Origin of the sequence: Devosia sp., from assembly GCF_036406155.1 — a bacterium.
Taxonomy (GTDB): domain Bacteria; phylum Pseudomonadota; class Alphaproteobacteria; order Rhizobiales; family Devosiaceae; genus Devosia_A.
Genome location: NZ_DASWVV010000049.1, coordinates 1 through 16,921 on the forward strand (window position 1 = coordinate 1; position 16,921 = coordinate 16,921).

A 16,921-nucleotide genomic window follows, 5' to 3' on the forward strand; every position below is an offset into this window, starting at 1 on the left:
ACCAGCGCGCGGCCCAGGCAGGCGAACAGGCCGTCGGCGCCCTGCGCGCACGCGGCGAGGCGCGGGCCGGCCACGATGGCTGCCGTCCCCGCCACGGCGATGACGGCGACGGCCAGCGCGGCCAGGTAGGTCCTGCGCCCCTGCAATGGCGACGGCTCGGCCAGTTCCACCCTCCCGGTACACCGGGGCGAACCGCCGCCAGAGAGGGGTTCAGGCCGCCGTCCGCGCCTCGGTCTTCATCAGTTTGTAGGTAATGGACTCATAGAGCGCCTCAAATGAGGCATCAATGATGTTGGGGCTGACGCCGATGGTGTACCAGCGCTCGCCGCTGCCGTCGCGGCTTTCCACCAGCACGCGCGTGATGGCGCCGGTGCCGCCGTCGAGGATACGCACCTTGAAGTCGACGAGTTCGAGGTCGCCGATGCTGTCCGAGTACTTGCCGAGGTCCTTGCGCAGGGCGAGGTCGAGGGCGTTCACCGGCCCGTTGCCTTCGGCCACGGACATCAGCCGCTGCCCGCCGACGCGGATCTTGACCACCGCCTCGGTGACGGTGATCTGCTCGCCGCGCGCGTTGTGGCGCCGTTCGACGCTGGTGCGGTAGCTCTCGACGTCGAAGAAATCGGGCAGCGTACCGAGCACCTGATGGGCGAGGAGGACGAAGGACGCGTCGGCTCCGTCGTAGGAATAGCCGCGGGATTCGCGCTCCTTGACCACGCGCAGGAGCTTTTCGAGGCGCGGGTCGTCCTTGGCGAGGACGATGCCATGGCGCTTGAGCGCGGTCAGCAGGTTGGAGCGCCCGGCCTGCTGGCTCACCATGATGGAGCGCTCGTTGCCCACCAGTTCGGGCGGAATGTGCTCGTAGGTCGTGAAGTCCTTGGCGAGCGCGGAAGCGTGGATGCCGGCCTTGGTGGCGAAGGCGGACGCACCGACATACGGCGCCTGCCGGGCCGGGGCGCGGTTCAGCAGTTCGTCGAAGGTACGCGACACCGAAGTGAGCCGGCCCAGCTGCTCATGCGTCACGCCGATCTCGAAGCGGTCGGCGAAGCCGGGCTTGAGCATCAGCGTCGGGATCAGCGTCACCAGGTTGGCATTGCCGCAACGTTCGCCGATGCCGTTGAGCGTGCCCTGGATCTGCCGCACGCCGGCGCGCACGGCCGCCAGCGAATTGGCGACGGCCTGGCCGGTATCGTCGTGGGCGTGGATGCCCAGCCGGTCGCCGGGGGCGACCTTGAGCACGTCGCCGACGATCGCCTCGATCTCGGCCGGCATGGTGCCGCCATTGGTGTCGCACAGGACGATCCAGCGCGCGCCCGCGTCGAGCGCGGTTCTCACGAAGGCCAGTGCGTAGGCGGCGTTGGCCTTGTAGCCGTCGAAGAAGTGCTCGCAGTCGACCAGCACCTGCTTGCCGCAAGCGACCCCCGCCAGCACCGTCTCGCGCAGGTTGTGCAGGTTCTGCTCGGGCGTGATTTCCAGCGCCACCTCGACCTGCTTGTCCCACGCTTTGGCGACGAAGCAGGCCGCGTCGGCGTGGCTGTTGAGGATGGCCTGCACGCCCGGGTCGTTGCCGACCGAGCGCCCGGAGCGCTTGGTCATGCCGAAAGCGGTGAAGGTCGCGGCCCGGGTGCGCTTATGCTCGAAGAACGCCGTGTCGACGACATTGGCGCCCGGATAGCCGCCCTCGATATAGTCGACGCCAAGCTCCTCGAGCAGCGCCGTCACCGAGATCTTCTCCTCGAGCGAGAACTCGATGCCGGCGGTCTGCGCGCCGTCGCGCAGCGTGGTGTCGAAGAGGTAGAGGCGTTCCTTGCTCATTACTCGCTACTCGCTTGCCGCCGGCGGCGGCCAGTTGGTCGTGTCCTGGTCGGGGTGTTGGTAGGACTTGAGGATGGCGCGCAGGTCGCGCTCCTCGTCGGTGGCGCCCAGCGGCTCTTCCACCAGTTCGTCGTAGTGCGCGAACACCGGGTGGCGGTTGTCGCGCGCGAATTCAACCGTCGGCATGATGGCATCGGGCCGATCGAACGAACCGATGGTCAAGGACGGGCCGTGGCCGTCGATCTGGTAGGTGAGCGGCGTGCCGCACCTGTTGCAGAAGCCGCGCCGCACATGGGCCGAGCTCCGGAAATGGCTGGGCTGGCCGCGCGTCCACTGCACCGGGGCGGCAAAGCTCGCGAACGGCGCCATGAAATTGCCCAGCGCCTTCTGGCACATGCGGCAATTGCAGATGGAAGCGTGGCGCACCGGTCCCTCGACCCGGTAGCGCACCGCGCCGCACTGGCAACCGCCGGTGAACATCTCGCTCATATGAATTCACTCCCGGCGAAACGGTCCGTCGCCATCACCAGATGGTGCAGGATGCCGGGCTGCGAGAACGAGTGCCCGGCCCCCTCCACCATGACGAACTCGGCCTCCGGCCAGGCCCGGTGCAGTTCCCACGCGGTCGTCGCCGGACAGGCGATGTCGTAGCGGCCCTGCACGATGACGGCGGGGATGTCGCGCAGCCTGCCGGCGTCGCGCAGCAGTTGCCCCTCCTCGAGCCAGCCGCCATGCACGAAATAATGGTTCTCGATGCGGGCAAACGCCAGCGCATAGTCGTCGGCGTAGAAGGCATTGCTGACCTCGGGCTCGGGCAGCAGCGTGATGGTCTCGCCCTCCCACTGCGACCACGCCTTGGCCGCCGCCAGCCGGGCCGCGGCGTCGTCCCCGGCGAGGCGCCGGCGATAGGCGGCCATGAGATCGTCGCGTTCGGCCTCGGGAATGGGGGCGATGAAGCGCTCCCATTTGTCAGGGAACAGCAGCGAGGCGCCGTGCTGGTAGTACCACAGCAATTCGCTGCGCCTGAGGGTGAAGATGCCGCGCAGCACCAGTTCGCTGACCCGTTCCGGGTGCGCCTGGGCGTAGGCCAGGGCGAGCGTCGATCCCCAGGAGCCGCCGAACACCAGCCACTGCTCTGCACCGACCATCTGGCGCAGCCGCTCGATGTCGGCGACCAGGTGCCAGGTGGTGTTGGCCTCGAGGGAGGCGAAGGGCGTGGACCTGCCGCAGCCGCGCTGGTCGAACAGCAGCACGTCGTAGCGCGCCGGGTCGAAGGCGCGGCGCTGGCTCGGCATCAGCCCGCCGCCGGGGCCGCCATGCAGGAACACCGCCGGCTTCGCGCCGCGCGTGCCGACGCGCTCCCAGTAGACCGAGTGGCCGTCGCCGACATCGAGATGGCCCACCGCGTAGGGCTCGATCTCCGGGTAGAAGCTGCGCAGTTCGGTCACGATGAGGTCCTCTTCAGGCGCGGCCGCGCCGCGGCGCTATTCGGCCGCATGGCACACCGCCTCGATGTTGTTGCCGTCCGGGTCGAGCACGAAGGCGCCGTAGTAGTTGGGGTGGTAGTGGGCGCGCAGGCCCGGGGCGCCGTTGTCGCGGCCGCCCATCGACAGCGCCACCGAGTAGAAGGCGTTGACCTCGGCCCGGCTGGAAGCGGTGAAGGCCACGTGGGCGTCGCCGCGCGCCTCCCTGCCGTTGCTGATCCAGAAGCTCGGGCGGCCCTTGCCGAAGCCGGCGACGCGGTCGCGGCCCACGCTGAAATCGGCGAGCAGTTCGATGCCGAGCGTCGCCAGCGTCTCGCGATAGAAATCCCGGGCCCGCTCGAAATCGGCGACCTTGAGGCCGACATGGTCGATGACGGCGCTCATCGCTTCACCTCCCAGGTGGTGACGCGCTCACCGGCTTCGTTCTTCGCATCCTTGAGCTGGATGCCCTGCTCGAGCAGTTCGGCGCGGATGCGGTCCGCTGTCGCGAAGTCCTTGGCGTTGAGAGCGGCGAGGCGGGCCGCAATTGCCGCGTCGACTGCTTGGACATCGGCGACGTCAGCGGCAAAGGGATCCTTCGCAAAGCCGAGTGCCCTCAGGGTTGGCCCGAGACTTCGGAAGTCTCCCACTTTGTAGAGTTGATGCAGCGCAGCTATGGCCCGAGGCGTGTTGAGGTCATCGGACAGTGCATCCAGGACGCTACACTCGACCGCCTCATCGTTGCCTTCCATGAACTCTGGGTGGCTCCAGAAGCCGCTGAGCAAATTTCTTGCCTCCTCCAAGCGCGCCACCGAGAAGTCGATCGGTTCGCGATAGTGCGTCATCAGCATGGCCAGCCGCAGCACCTCGCCCGGCCATTTCCGCCCGCCGAACTTGTCCGTGTTCAGCAGGTCGCTGATGGTGACGAAGTTTCCCTCGGACTTGGCCATCTTGCGGCCTTCGACCTGCAGGAAGCCGTTGTGCATCCACACCTGCGCCATCATCGCCGTGTCGTGGGCGCAGCGCGACTGCGCCAGTTCGTTCTCGTGGTGCGGGAAGGCCAGGTCGATGCCGCCGCCGTGGATGTCGAACACCTCGCCCAGGTGCTTCTCGCTCATTGCCGAGCATTCGATGTGCCAGCCCGGCCGGCCCCTGCCCCACGGGCTGTCCCAGCCCGGCTCCTCGGGCGTCGACGGCTTCCACAGCACGAAATCCATGGGGTCGCGCTTGTAGGGCGCCACCTCGACGCGAGCACCGGCCAGCATCTCGTCGAGCGAGCGCCGCGACAGCTTGCCGTATTCGACTTCGCCGTTGCTCCTGAAGCTCTTGACGTCGAACAGCACGTGCCCGTCGGCGGGGTAGGCGTGCCCCTTGTCGACCAGCGTCGTGATCATGGCGATCATTTCGGCGATGTGCTCGGTCGCCCGCGGCTGCACCGTCGGCTCCAAGCAACCCAACGCCTTCACGTCGGCCTGGAACTGCGCATTGGTCGTCTCGGTGACCTTGCGGATGGCCTCGTTGAGCGGCAGGTCGGGATAGTCGCGCGCCGCCCGGGCGTTGATCTTGTCGTCGACGTCGGTGATGTTGCGCACATAGGTGACGTGCTCGGCGCCATACAGATGCCGCAGCAGCCGGAACAGCACGTCGAAGACGATGACCGGGCGGGCATTGCCGATATGGGCGAAGTCGTAGACGGTCGGGCCGCATACATACATGCGCACATTGGCCGGATCGAGCGGGGTGAACTCCCCCTTCGCCCGGGTCAGCGTGTTGTACAGTTTCAGCGTTGCCTTGCCGGACGCCATTGCAGCCCCTTTTGACCAGACACGTTCAGGCGCTGGCAACGGGCTCTTCGGGTCGATCGAACTTGGGGATGAAGAAAACCGCGCCGCCAGCAGATGCCTAGCGGATAATGATGCAGCCGATAATGCAGATTGCGTTGCCGGTTTTCATGGCGCGCAATCTGACCGCAAGCGGCCGGGAAATCAAGGGGCACGTCACCGGGGCGAAAAGCGGCGGCCGGCACCGCCGGAACTTCCCGCCCGCTGCCGGGTTCCGGGAGCGCGGCCCGGGCCGCCGCCCGGCCACAAATGGGATTCACCCGCCGGACGATTATGCTAAGAGGTCTCCGTTCGGGCGCATTGACGCGCTAGGCCGGTGCCGGAGAAGTGAGCCAGCCATGTTGCGTGCGACGAAATTGCTGTCCCGGGGCCTGCTCGCGCTGGCAGCGGCGCTGGCGATGCTCACGCTGGACATCGCGGCGGCCTACGCCCAGTCGAACAGCTGCACGCGCCTGTTCGCCACCCTCGACACGCTCGAACGCAACCCGGATTTCCGCAGCGCCGCCGCCGGCAACGACAACCTGCGCCAGCTCGAGCGGCAGTTGCAGAGCTTCGAGAGCCGCTATATCCGCGACGGCTGCAACGACGATGCCAAGGCCCGCCGCCGGCTGACGCCGGAATGCCGGGCGCTGGCGCGCGAGATCAATGCCGGGCGCAAGGACTACGCCAACCTGTCCCAGGCGGTGCAGACCGGCAACGCCATCGCCCAGCAGCGCGAGGCGGTGCTGCAGGAGATCGCCCGCTTCGGCTGCGGCGGCGGCCGCTCGCGCGCCAGGGTGCAGGCCGACGAGGGCAATCGCGGCAATCTGTTCGACCAGCTGTTCGGGGCGCTGTCCGACACGTTCGACGGCGAGGGCGGCTTTCGCGAGGAAGAGTGGAACCCGTGGGGGAACTACCACACGGTGCGCACGCTGTGCGTCAGGAAGAGCGACGGCTTCTACTGGCCGATCAGCTATTCGACGCTGACCGACTACCTGCCCAACGATGCCGACCAGTGCGCCCAGCAATGCCCGGGCACCGAGGTCGAGCTCTACTACTACGACAACCCCGGCCAGGAAGTGGAGCAGATGGTCAACATGTGGGGGGAGCCCTACACGGCGCTGCCCACCGCCTTCCTGTTCCGCACCCAGTTCGACAAGTCAATCTCGTGCAAGCCGGCGACCGACTACGGCTCCATCCAGCTGGTGGCCGCGGGCGATGGCGGCCAGATGCGACCCTACATCCAGTATAATGGGCTGAGCTTTCCGCTGCCGCTGCGCGATCCGCGCCGGCAGGCCAACGTGACGGCAGCACCGCTGCAGGTGGCGGACTACGTGAGCGTTCCCCTGCCCCGCCGCCGGCCGGCGGCCCCGGGCGAAGCGCCGCGGGTGGTCCCCGTGGCGCCGGCCGCCAGCGATACGACGCTGCGTATCGTCCAGTTCGGCGACAAGCGCGTCAGGATAGTCGGTCCAGACACGCCTTACGCCCTAGCAGCGGCAGCAGGGACCTGAGTTCCGGTCCGTCGTGGCGGCCGGTCAGTGCCAGCCGCAGCGGCATGTACAGGGACTTGCCCTTGCGGCCGGAGGCCTGCTTCAGCGCAGTCGTCCATGCCCCCCAGGTGTCCTGGTCCCAGGGTTCTGGCGGCAGCGCCTCGCGGGCGAGGGCGATGAAGGCGCGGTCCTCGGGGGCGATCTCGGGGGCGACCGGCCCGTGCACGAGCCGCGCCAGTTCGCCGATGTCGTCGAAGCGGCGCAGGTTGTCGCGCAGCGCCAGCCATAGCGGCTCGCCGGCGAGGCCGAGGGCGGCCAGCCGCGGCCGCGCCACGTCGTAGGGCATGGTGTGCAGGATGCGGGCGTTGAGCCCGTCGAGTTCGGCCGGATCGTAGCGCGCCGGGCCGTGCGAGATCATCGACAGGTCGAGCTTGCGGGCAATCGCGACGAGGTCCGGATAGGGCTCGATGGGCAGGCTGGTGCCGGTGAGCACGGCGACGATGGCGACCGCCAGCGGCTCGTAGCCTTCGGCCCGCAATTCGCCCAGCGACAGCGAACCGATGCGCTTGGACAGCCCCTCCCCGCCCGCGCCGGTGAGCAGGTTGTGATGGGCGAAGCGCGGCACGGGGCCGCCCAGCGCTTCGAAGATCTCGATCTGGGTGCCGGTGTTGGAGACGTGGTCCTCGCCGCGGATCACGTGGGTGATGCCGAGGTCGATGTCATCGACCACGGAGGGCAGCGTGTACAGGTAGGTGCCGTCCTCGCGCACCAGCACCGGATCGGACATGGAGGCGGTGTTGACCGTCTGTTCGCCCTTGATCATGTCGTCGAAGCGCACCGGCTCGCCGTCGAGCAGGAAGCGCCAGTGCGGCTTGCGGCCCTCGGCTTCGTACTGGCGCTTCTGGTCCTCGCTGAGGCTGAGCGCGGCGCGGTCGTAGATCGGCGGCTTGCCCTGGGCCCGCGCCCGCATGCGCTTGCGGTCGAGCTCGTTCTCGGTTTCGTAGCAGGGATAGAGCCTGCCGCTGGCGATCAGCCGGTCACGCGCCGCATCGTAGAGGGCGGTGCGGTCGGACTGGCGCACCTTGAACGTCGGCGTGATGCCGAGCCAGGCGAGGTCCTCCTCGATGCCGCGGGCGAATTCCTCGGTGGAACGGGCGGTGTCGGTGTCGTCGAGGCGCAGCACGTAGGTGGCCGAATGCGACAGCGCGAACAGCCAGTTGAGCAGCGCCGGCCGGGCGTTGCCCAAATGCAGCCGTCCCGTCGGCGACGGCGCGTAGCGGACGATGGTGGTCATTCGACGCCCTGCCGCTTCAGCCCGGGGAGCGGCGCGGCCGGCGGGTGCGACCCGCTGTCGTCGCGGTAGCCGTTGGTGATCGGGTATTTCCGCCCGAGCCCGAGCGCCTTCTTCGTCATCTTCACTCCGGGCGCCGCCTGGCGGCGCTTGAACTCGGCGAGGTAGAGCAGCTTCTCCACGCGCTTGACCGTGGCGAGGTCGAAGCCGCGGGCCACCACCTCGCGCACCGACAGTTCCTCCTCGACCAGCCCCTCGAGGATGGCGTCGAGCACCGGATAGGGTGGCAGGCTGTCCTGGTCGGTCTGGTTGGGCCTGAGCTCGGCGCTCGGCGCCTTGTCGATGATCGCCTGCGGGATCACCTCGCCGGCGGGCCCGAGGCAATCCCCGGGCATATGCGCGTTGCGCCAGGCGGCGAGGCGGTAGACCTGCATCTTGAGCAGATCCTTGAGCGGGTTGAAGCCGCCATTCATGTCGCCGTACAGCGTGGCGTAGCCCACCGCCATCTCCGACTTGTTGCCGGTGGTGACGAGGAGCGAGCCGAACTTGTTGGAGACGGCCATCAGCACCACGCCGCGCAGGCGCGACTGCAGGTTCTCCTCGGTGATGTCCGGCAGCCGATCGCGAAACAGGGGCTCGAGTTCGGCGTTGACGGCGTCGACCGGGCTGCCGATGGGCACCACGTCGTAGCGCACGCCCAGGCGCTCGGCGCAGGCCTTGGCGTCGGCGAGGCTGGCTTCCGACGTGTAGCGGTAGGGCAGCATCAGGCAATGCACGTTCTCGGGGCCGAGCGCATCGGTCGCCATCGCCGCCACCACGGCGCTGTCGATGCCGCCCGAGAGCCCGAGCACGACGGTGCGGAAGCCGTTCTTGTGGACGTAGTCGCGCAGGCCGAGCACGCAGGCACGCCACGGGGTCTCGTCCACCGAGGGCAGGTCGCGCACGACGCCGTCGACGCAGCGCCAGCCATTGTCCGTGTTGTGCCAGTCGGAGACGATGAAATCGGGCTCGAAGCTGCGGCCCTGCAGCGCCAGCCGGCCGCCCGGCTCGATGGCGAAGGAGGCGCCGTCATAGACCAGTTCGTCCTGGCCGCCGACCTGGTTGAGATAGAGCATCGGCACGTTGTCCTCGCGCACGCGGTCCTTGACCAGGCGCTTGCGGGTGTCCTGCTTGTTGCGCCAGTAGGGCGAGCCGTTGGGGCAGAGCAGCAGGCGGGCGCCGTTGTCGACCAGGTGCGCACACACCTCGGCGTGCCAGATGTCCTCGCAGATGGGCACGCCGATCGACACGCCCTTGATCGTCAGCGGTTCGGCAAGCGGCCCGGAGGCGAAGTAGCGCTTCTCGAAGAAGACGTCGTCGTTGGGCAGTTCGCGCTTGAAGCGGGCAGCGACGATCTCGCCGTCTTCGGCCAGCACCACGGCGTTGTAGAGCAGCCCGTCGTGCTGCCAGACGGTGGGCAGCAGCAGGCTCACATTCGTGCCCCGCGTCGCTGCCGCCAGCTCCCGCGCCGCCGCCATGGCATCGGCGACGAACTGCGGCTTGAGCAGCAGGTCCTCGGGGAAGTAGCCCGTGAGGAACAACTCGGGCAGCAGCAGGATGTCGGCCCCGGCCGCCGCCGCGTCGGCCAGCGCCTTGCGGCCAAGCTCACGGTTCGCGGCGAGCGCCCCGACCACGGGATTGAGCTGCGCCAGCGCGATGCGAAGTCGATCGGTCATCAGGGGTCCCGCCAATGCGGGCAAGACTTAGCTGCTCGCCCCGGCAAGGGCAAGGTCGCCGACCCGGTCTCAGACGGCGGCGCGCGCACTGCGCGCCGGGCGCTGGGCGCGGATCTCCTCGGCCACGAGGAAGGCGAGTTCCAGCGACTGGCTGGCGTTGAGCCGGGGGTCGCAATAGGTGTGGTAGCGGTCCTGCAGCGCCGCCTCGGTGATGGCCGCGACGCCGCCGCCCACGCATTCGGTGACGTCGTCGCCGGTCATCTCGATATGGATGCCGCCGGCATAGGTGCCCATCTCGCGGTGCACCTGGAAGAAGCTCCGCACCTCGGACAGGACGCGGTCGAACGGCCGTGTCTTGAAGCCGGTCGAGGCCTTGATGGTGTTGCCGTGCATGGGATCGGAGCACCACACCACGGTGCGCCCGGCACGCTGCACGGTCTCGATCAGGCGCGGCAGGTAGTCCGCGATCTTGTCGGCGCCGAAGCGGCCGATCAGGGTGATCCGGCCCGGCTCGTCCTGCGGGTTGAGCCGGTCGAGCAGGCGCAGCAGTTCTTCGCCGGAAAGGCTCGGCCCGCACTTGATGCCGATCGGGTTGCGGATGCCGGAGAAATACTCGACATGCGCCGCATCGGGCTGGCGCGTCCGGTCGCCGATCCACAGCATGTGCCCGGATGTCGCGTACCAGTCGTTGGTGATGGAGTCGCGGCGCGTCAGCGCCTCCTCATAGCCGAGCAGCAGCGCCTCGTGGCTGGTGTAGAAGTGCGTCTGCCGCAGCGCCGGGGTGTTTTCGGGGGTGAGGCCCAGCGCGCCCATGAACGTGATGGCATCGTCGATCTTGTGCGCCAGCGCCTCGAACCGGGGATAGGCGGTGGACTCCTTCATGAAGCCCATGGTCCACTCGTGCACGCGGGCCAGGTTGGCGTAGCCGCCGCTGGCGAAGGCGCGCAGCAGGTTCAGCGTCGCCGCCGACTGCCGGTAGGCCAGCAGCAGCCTTTCCGGGTCGGGCACGCGTGCCTCCGCCGTAAAGGCGATGTCGTTGACGATGTCGCCGCGATAGCTGGGCAGCGTCATCTCGCCGACCGTCTCGGTGTCGGCCGAGCGCGGCTTGGCGAACTGGCCGGCGATGCGCCCGACCTTGACCACCGGCTTGGAGGCGCCGTGCGTCAGCACGATCGCCATCTGCAGGAAGACGCGGAAGAAATCGCGGATGTGGTCGGCGCCGTGCTCGGCGAAGCTCTCGGCGCAGTCACCGCCCTGCAGCAGGAAGGCCTCGCCCCTTGCCACGTCGGCAAGCTGGGCCTTGAGCTCCCGCGCCTCGCCGGCAAAGACCAGCGGCGGGAACTTTGCCAGTTGCGCCTCGACGCTGGCGAGCCTGGCCACATCCGGGTACTGGGGGACCTGCGAGATGGGCTTTTCTCTCCAGCTCTGCGGTGTCCAGGCGGTCATGGTGTGCTGCTCGTACTCGAAACGCGTGCGTTGGCGCGGTCTAGCAAGGCGGCGCGGCCCTGCCAAGACACAATCGGGCCAGCGAGCCGGCCAGCCGCACCCTAGAGCTTGACGCCCCCGCGGTAGCGGTGGGTCGGCGCCCGGAAGGTGACCAGCTCCTCCGCCGCCGTGGGATGCATGGCGACGGCGCGGTCGAAATCGGCCTTGGTCGCCCCCATGGTCATGGGGACGGTGACCAACTGGATGATCTCGGCGGCCCCCGGGCCGAGGACATGGCAGCCCATCACCCTGCCACCGCCGGCGGCCGTGATCAGCTTCGTCACCATGCGCTCGGACCGATCCGACAGCGTGTTGATCATCGGCCGGAAGCGGGCGATGTAGACGTCGATGTCGCCGTGCGTGGCGGCCTCCGCCTCGGTCAGGCCGATGCTGGCGACCTCGGGCTCGGCGAACACGGCGGTGCCGATCAGCGAATGGTCGACGGCGGTGGGGTTGTTGTTGAACACGGTTTCCGCAAAGGCCGCGCCTTCGCGGATGGCGACCGGGGTCAGGGCCGAGCGCCCGGTGACGTCGCCGACCGCGTAGATCGACGGGTTGGACGTCCGCGAATACTTGTCGACGGCAATGAAGCCGTCTTCCGTCAGGTCCACCCCCGCCGCCTCGAGCCCGTAGCCCTCGACATTCGGGCGCCGGCCGGTGGCGAACATCACGGCTCCGAACGGCGCCTCCACCTCGTCGCTGAAGCTGACGAGGATGTCGCTGCCGGACCGGCGCAGGCTGCGCACCTGGGTCGCGTAGATCAGCCGGATGCCGCGCGCCTGGAGGCCCGCACTCATCCCCTGCCGCATGTCCTCGTCGAAGCCGCGCAGCACGCAGTCGCCGCGATAGACGATGGTCGTGTCGACCCCGAGCCCGGCGAAGATGGTGGCGAACTCGGCCGCGATGTAGCCGCCGCCCTCGATCAGGATCGAGCGCGGCAATTGCTGCAGATGGAACGCCTCGTTGGAGGTGAACCCCAGTTCCGCCCCCGGGATGTCGGGGATGAAGGGATGGCCGCCGGTGGCGATGAGGATGGTCCCCGCCTCGAGCACGCGGCCGGACGCCGCCAGTTGCACGCGATTGCCGTCCAGCAGGATGCCGCGATCACGGATGACTTCGGCGCCCGGCTTCTCCAGCGCCGCGACATAGGCGGCCTCGAGGCGGGCGATCTCCTTGTCCTTGTTGGCGACGAGCGTCGGCCAGTCGAAGCCGGCCTCGACCGACCAGCCGAAGCTGGCGGCCACGTCGAACATGTCGGCGAAGCGGCTGGCATAGACGAAGAGCTTCTTGGGCACGCAGCCGCGGATGACGCAGGTGCCGCCGACCCGGTACTCTTCGATGACGGCCACCTTTGCCCCGTACCCGGCCGCGAGGCGCGCGGCGCGCACCCCGCCGGAGCCGCCGCCGATCACCACCAGGTCGAACTTGTCCGTCACTCGTGCCTCCTGGTGCCGCGGGCGGCCCCCCGCCCGGCAAAAAAAGACCCCGCGCAGCGCGGGGTCCGGTCCGTGGCGCCGACCGTCGCCTCAGACGTCGTAGCCGGCGGCCTTGAGCTCGGCCCGCACCTTGGCGAAGAACTCGGTCTTGAGGTTGGCCTCGAAGACATCCATCACCGTCTGCAGGCTCTGGTTGAGCGTCGCGTTGGCGGTGGCCAGCTTGGCCCCGACCGGAGATTCGTAGAAGGCGACGATTTGCTGCAGCTCTTCCATGGAGAAGGTCAGGGCATAGACGCGCGCAAACTCATTGAGAAGGTCACCCTTCTTGCCCTTGTACTCGGCGAGGGTCTTGCTGATGGCGTCGTCCACCGGCTTGGTGATCTCGGGGTTCTGCTTGATGATGGTGCGCATGGTCTCGACCGCGGTCTTCACCAGCGACACCTCGTAGATGCCGGACTTGTCGGTCAGGTCGACATATTTGCGGGCCACCGCCAGGTGCTCGGGCGCCAGTTCCTGGGCGGCGGCAGGCACAACGGCGAACAGGCTCGCCAGCGACAGCAGCGCGGCCGCCAGCAGCGACGTGCGCGTCTTCAGGGAGGTCATGGTGTTCTTGCTCACGGTTTCGATTTTCATCCCACTAGATGCCGGGTGACGGCTACCCCGTCAGGCATCGACTATACTCACTCCGTCGGGCCCGGCCACATAGGCCCGCCTGCACAGATCGAGGAAAAGCCCGTGCTGCACCACGCCCGGGATCTCGAGAAGCGCGGCGGAAAGCGCTTCTGGCTCCGAAATGCGGCCAAATAAAGCATCGAGGATGTAGTGGCCGCCGTCGGTCACGAACGGGGTTCCGTCGCTGCGCAGGCGCTGCTCCAGCCTGCCTTCGGCGGCATTCTCCGCCAGCACGGCCTCGAGCCGCCGCCGGGTCGCGCCGAGGCCGAAGATGTTGACCTCGATCGGCAGCGGGAAATGGCCCAGCCGGGGCACCAGCTTGGACTGGTCGGCAATGACGATCATGCGTTCGGAGGCGTCGGCCACGATCTTTTCGCGCAGCAGCGCCCCGCCCCCGCCCTTGATCAGGGACAGCCGCGGCCCGATCTCGTCGGCACCGTCGACGGTCAGGTCGAGTTGCGGCGTCGCGTCGAGGTCGGTCAGGGGGATGGCGAGGCTGCGGGCCTGCGCCGCCGTCGCCTCGGACGTGGGAACGCACAGGACCTGCAGGCCCTCGGCCACCCTTGCGCCGAGCAGGTCGACGAAGTGGCGCGCGGTTGATCCCGTGCCCAACCCCAGCCGCATGCCCGGCCTTACCTCCTCCAGCGCGGCGGCGGCGGCCGCGCGCTTCTGATTCTCGCTCACTTCCACCTCCGAAGGCCGTTCGCCGGACCTGCTAGGAGCGGTGCGCCAGCCTGTCAACCGCTCCTCCTCACGCATTGGTGAACAGGAAAGTAGCATGTTGGCAACACAATGTGGCGTAGTCGCTTAAACTGTGACTGAATCGTGGCGCAGCGCTCTTTCGCGACCGATTCAAACGAGTTAAGCAACCATCACCCCTGCGACGGTTTGTCCGGGGCATCCTGTCTGAGGCGCAGTCTGGCACATGTACACCCGTAGGACCGCATTGGCCGCCGCGGCGGCGGCATTGATCTCCCTGGCGACGGCGGCCCCCGCCGCCGCCGCGCGCGTCTTCAACCCCGACACGAGCCTGTGGGAAGAGCCCAGCGTGGTGGCGAAGCGCAACCGGCGCGGCAGCCCGATCCAGCGGGAAGTGGTGGCCTACGAGACCAAGCTCAAGCCCGGCTCCATCGTGGTCGAGACCAGCGAGCGCCGGCTGTATTTCGTGCTGCCCGAAGGCAAGGCCATCCGCTACGGCATCGGCGTCGGCCGCGACGGCTTCCGCTGGTCCGGCACCCACCGCATCACCCGCACGGCCGAGTGGCCGGGCTGGACGCCGCCCGCCGCCATGCGCAAGCGCGTGCCCGACCTGCCCGCCTACATGCCCGGCGGCCCCAACAACCCGCTCGGCGCCCGGGCGCTGTATATCGGCTCGACCCTGTACCGCATCCACGGGACTTCCGAACCGTGGACGATCGGCCAGGCGGTGTCGTCGGGCTGCATCCGCCTCACCAACGAGGACGTGACCGACCTTTACGAGCGCGTGAAGGTCGGAGCGCTGGTCGTCGTCCGGCCGTAGCCGCGACCTCCGATGTATCGGCCGGGCCGGTCTTTCGACCGGCCCTGCTGTTTGATCTGCATCCATTGCGCGGCTTCGCCGAGGCACTATGATCGCGCCATGGCGATTACCCTGCTCCAGCAAGCCGATACCGTGCCGCGCGGCGGCGCCCCCCTAATCGACCGCTACGGCCGGCACATCACCTACCTGCGCGTCTCGGTGACCGACCGCTGCGACTTCCGCTGCACCTACTGCATGGCCGAGGACATGCAGTTCCTGCCCAAGCGCGACATCCTCTCCTTCGAGGAAATCGACACCATCGTCGCCGCCTTCGTGGCCCGGGGCGTGAAGAAGGTGCGCCTTACCGGCGGCGAACCGCTGGTGCGACGCGACATCATGGCGCTGGTCGACACCATCGGCGCGCATCTGGGGGCGGGGCTGGACGAACTCACCCTCACCACCAACGGCAGTCAGCTGCGGCGCTTCGCCGGGCACCTGGCGCAGGCCGGGATCAAGCGCCTCAACGTCTCGCTCGATACGCTCGATCCACAGCGCTTCGCCGACATCACCCGGCGCGGGCGCATGGCCGACGTCCTTGCCGGGATCGAGGCCGCCGATGCCGCCGGGCTCAAGATCAAGATCAACATGGTCGCCATGCGCGGCGTCAACGAGGACGAGATCGAGCCCATGATCCGCTGGGCGCATGGCCGCGGCTACGGGCTGACCCTGATCGAGGGGATGCCGCTGGGTGAAGTCGGCATCGACCGCGTCGACACCTACCTGCCGCTCAAGCAGTTGCGCGAGGACCTGCGCCGCCGCTTCACGCTGGAGCCCACCGACCACCGCACCGGCGGGCCGGCCCGCTACGACCGGGTGGCCGAAACCGGGGGCCTCATCGGCTTCATCACGCCGATGAGCCACAATTTCTGCGAGAGCTGCAACCGCGTGCGGCTGACCGCCACCGGCCAACTCTACCTGTGCCTGGGGCAGGAAGACATGGTGGACCTCCGGGTCGCCCTGCGCGAGGGCGGCGCCGAAGCGCTGGACGCCGCGCTCGACCGGGCCATGGCGATCAAGCCCAAGGGGCACGATTTCGTGCTCGACCGCACCCACGCGGGCCCGGCGCTGCAGCGCCACATGAACGTGACCGGCGGCTGACGGCGGCGCGTCCGCCCTACTTGTCGTCGTCGCTGACGATGGCGAATTCGAGCGGCAGCGCCGTCGTGTACTTGATCTGCCCCATGGCAAAGGACGAACTGACGTCGCTCAGCGCGATCTTCGAGATCAGCTTCTTGTAGAACGCGTCATAGGCGGCGATATCCGGCACCACCACCCGCAGCAGATAGTCGACGTCGCCGCTCATGCGGTAGAATTCGACCACCTCGTTCAGGTCCTCCACCACGGACGAGAACTTGCGCATCCAGGCGTCATTGTGCTCGTTGGTGCGCACCGAGACGAAGACGGTGACACCGGCATTGACCTTGACGGGATCGAGGACAGCAACCCTTGCCCGGATGACGCCGTCTTCTTCCATCTTCTGGATCCGGCGCCAGCACGGGGTCGTCGACAACCCCACCTTGCGGCCGATTTCGGCGACGGGTGTGGTGGCATCCTTCTGCAGGAGGGAGAGAATCTTGCGGTCGATCTTGTCCAAAGCGAGTATTTGCCCCCTGAAATGAGATTGCGGAAAACCGGGCCATTCCGCCGTTTTCGCGCAAAGTGTCCGCCGCAATCGTCAATTCACCGCAAAGTGGTTGCGCCTGTCAACTCTCTAAACCACCGCCAAATCGCCTCGAAAAAGCCCGGTTCGGGCGCCGCGGAAGGCCCCTCCCGGCGCCACTGCCGGGGATCGACGAAGCGGCCGCGCCAGATGCCGGCCTTGCCGGCCCGGGCGCGCCGCTCCTCCGCGCCATAGTCGCCATCGGCGAGCGCCCAGCCCTCGGCCACCTGCAGGGCGCCGAGGTCGCGGCCACTCGCCTCGCAACGGGCGAGAACCCGGCCGTAGCGATCATGACCCTGCGGCAAGCACTCGACGACGCTGCCCTCCAGCACCTGGGCGAGGCGCGCGCGGGACGAAAGGCCGCAGGTCCATTCCCTGCCCTGCCCGTCCCAGCACACCTGGTCCAGTTCGGGCGCATCGATGCCGACGAGCCGGATGCGGACGCCCTCGAGGCGCAGGCTGTCGCCGTCCGCGGCTCGCGCCATGCCACGCTGCGGCACGTCCAACGGCTGTGGCGCG

16 protein-coding genes are annotated in these 16,921 nt (G+C 68.2%); 3 read left to right on the forward strand and 13 right to left on the reverse strand.

Features of this window, described 5'->3' with window-relative positions; genetic code table 11:
- Positions 1 to 210: 210 nt before the first annotated feature.
- From cimA to cysS, 5 genes are read right to left on the reverse strand one after another with little or no spacing between them, the layout of a single operon-like run.
- Positions 211 to 1,812, reverse strand: coding sequence for a citramalate synthase (gene cimA, locus VGD93_RS03165; RefSeq protein ID WP_395009110.1), 1,602 nt, complete (start codon positions 1,810 to 1,812; stop codon positions 211 to 213).
- 6 nt (positions 1,813 to 1,818) lie between these two features.
- Entirely contained in the window at positions 1,819 to 2,301 is a 483-nt protein-coding gene (locus VGD93_RS03170; protein ID WP_395009112.1) for a GFA family protein, read from the reverse strand.
- Complete coding sequence (gene pip / locus VGD93_RS03175) at positions 2,298 to 3,260, reverse strand: prolyl aminopeptidase (RefSeq protein ID WP_395009114.1); 963 nt, start codon at positions 3,258 to 3,260, stop codon at positions 2,298 to 2,300. The genes VGD93_RS03170 and pip overlap by 4 nt, the downstream gene beginning before the upstream one ends.
- Before the next feature lie 36 nt (positions 3,261 to 3,296).
- Positions 3,297 to 3,680, reverse strand: a complete 384-nt coding sequence (locus tag VGD93_RS03180) for a VOC family protein (protein WP_395009116.1) — start codon at positions 3,678 to 3,680, stop codon at positions 3,297 to 3,299.
- Positions 3,677 to 5,080 carry a cysteine--tRNA ligase gene (gene cysS / locus VGD93_RS03185; RefSeq protein WP_395009118.1) on the reverse strand — a complete coding sequence of 468 codons (1,404 nt, stop codon included), beginning with the start codon at positions 5,078 to 5,080 and terminating at the stop codon, positions 3,677 to 3,679. The genes VGD93_RS03180 and cysS overlap by 4 nt, the downstream gene beginning before the upstream one ends.
- Positions 5,081 to 5,454: 374 nt before the next feature.
- On the opposite strand from cysS, the gene VGD93_RS03190 reads away from it, so the two are divergent.
- Positions 5,455 to 6,606, forward strand: a complete 1,152-nt coding sequence (locus tag VGD93_RS03190) for a DUF2865 domain-containing protein (RefSeq protein ID WP_395009120.1) — start codon at positions 5,455 to 5,457, stop codon at positions 6,604 to 6,606.
- Here VGD93_RS03190 and VGD93_RS03195 read toward each other — a convergent pair.
- The 6 genes from VGD93_RS03195 to rpiA all read right to left on the reverse strand — a co-directional run bounded on the left by VGD93_RS03195 (position 6,551) and on the right by rpiA (position 13,808).
- The gene (locus VGD93_RS03195; RefSeq protein WP_395009122.1) at positions 6,551 to 7,879 is read right to left on the reverse strand and encodes a glutamate--tRNA ligase; all 1,329 of its coding nucleotides are present in this window, start codon (positions 7,877 to 7,879) and stop codon (positions 6,551 to 6,553) included. The two genes, VGD93_RS03190 and VGD93_RS03195, sit on opposite strands and share 56 nt — an antisense overlap.
- Positions 7,876 to 9,591, reverse strand: a complete 1,716-nt coding sequence (locus VGD93_RS03200; RefSeq protein WP_395009123.1) for an NAD+ synthase — start codon at positions 9,589 to 9,591, stop codon at positions 7,876 to 7,878. Before VGD93_RS03200 ends, VGD93_RS03195 begins: the two co-directional genes overlap by 4 nt.
- A 69-nt stretch (positions 9,592 to 9,660) precedes the next feature.
- The gene (locus VGD93_RS03205) at positions 9,661 to 11,037 is read right to left on the reverse strand and encodes a class II 3-deoxy-7-phosphoheptulonate synthase (protein WP_395009125.1); all 1,377 of its coding nucleotides are present in this window, start codon (positions 11,035 to 11,037) and stop codon (positions 9,661 to 9,663) included.
- A gap of 101 nt (positions 11,038 to 11,138) precedes the next feature.
- A complete protein-coding gene (gene gorA / locus VGD93_RS03210; RefSeq protein WP_395009127.1) occupies positions 11,139 to 12,512 on the reverse strand; it encodes a glutathione-disulfide reductase in 1,374 nt (457 codons plus the stop codon).
- 90 nt (positions 12,513 to 12,602) lie between these two features.
- Positions 12,603 to 13,145 (reverse strand): DUF2059 domain-containing protein, encoded by a 543-nt coding sequence (locus tag VGD93_RS03215; RefSeq protein ID WP_395009129.1) that lies wholly within the window; start codon positions 13,143 to 13,145, stop codon positions 12,603 to 12,605.
- Positions 13,146 to 13,175: 30 nt separating this feature from the next.
- Entirely contained in the window at positions 13,176 to 13,808 is a 633-nt protein-coding gene (rpiA, locus tag VGD93_RS03220; protein WP_395009139.1) for a ribose-5-phosphate isomerase RpiA, read from the reverse strand.
- Positions 13,809 to 14,109: 301 nt separating this feature from the next.
- Here rpiA and VGD93_RS03225 point away from each other — a divergent pair, with 301 nt between their 5' ends.
- Together VGD93_RS03225 and moaA are read left to right on the forward strand one after the other, a co-directional pair.
- Positions 14,110 to 14,703 carry a L,D-transpeptidase gene (locus VGD93_RS03225; protein ID WP_395009131.1) on the forward strand — a complete coding sequence of 198 codons (594 nt, stop codon included), beginning with the start codon at positions 14,110 to 14,112 and terminating at the stop codon, positions 14,701 to 14,703.
- 99 nt (positions 14,704 to 14,802) lie between these two features.
- Positions 14,803 to 15,840 carry a GTP 3',8-cyclase MoaA gene (gene moaA, locus VGD93_RS03230; protein WP_395009133.1) on the forward strand — a complete coding sequence of 346 codons (1,038 nt, stop codon included), beginning with the start codon at positions 14,803 to 14,805 and terminating at the stop codon, positions 15,838 to 15,840.
- A 16-nt stretch (positions 15,841 to 15,856) separates the two neighbouring features.
- On the opposite strand, the gene VGD93_RS03235 is transcribed toward moaA, so the two are convergent.
- On the reverse strand, positions 15,857 to 16,336 hold the full coding sequence (locus VGD93_RS03235; RefSeq protein WP_395009135.1) for an Lrp/AsnC family transcriptional regulator: 480 nt from the start codon (positions 16,334 to 16,336) through the stop codon (positions 15,857 to 15,859).
- Between the two features lie 86 nt (positions 16,337 to 16,422).
- A partial coding sequence (locus VGD93_RS03240; protein WP_395009137.1) for a thermonuclease family protein occupies positions 16,423 to 16,921 on the reverse strand: 499 nt, incomplete at its 5' end.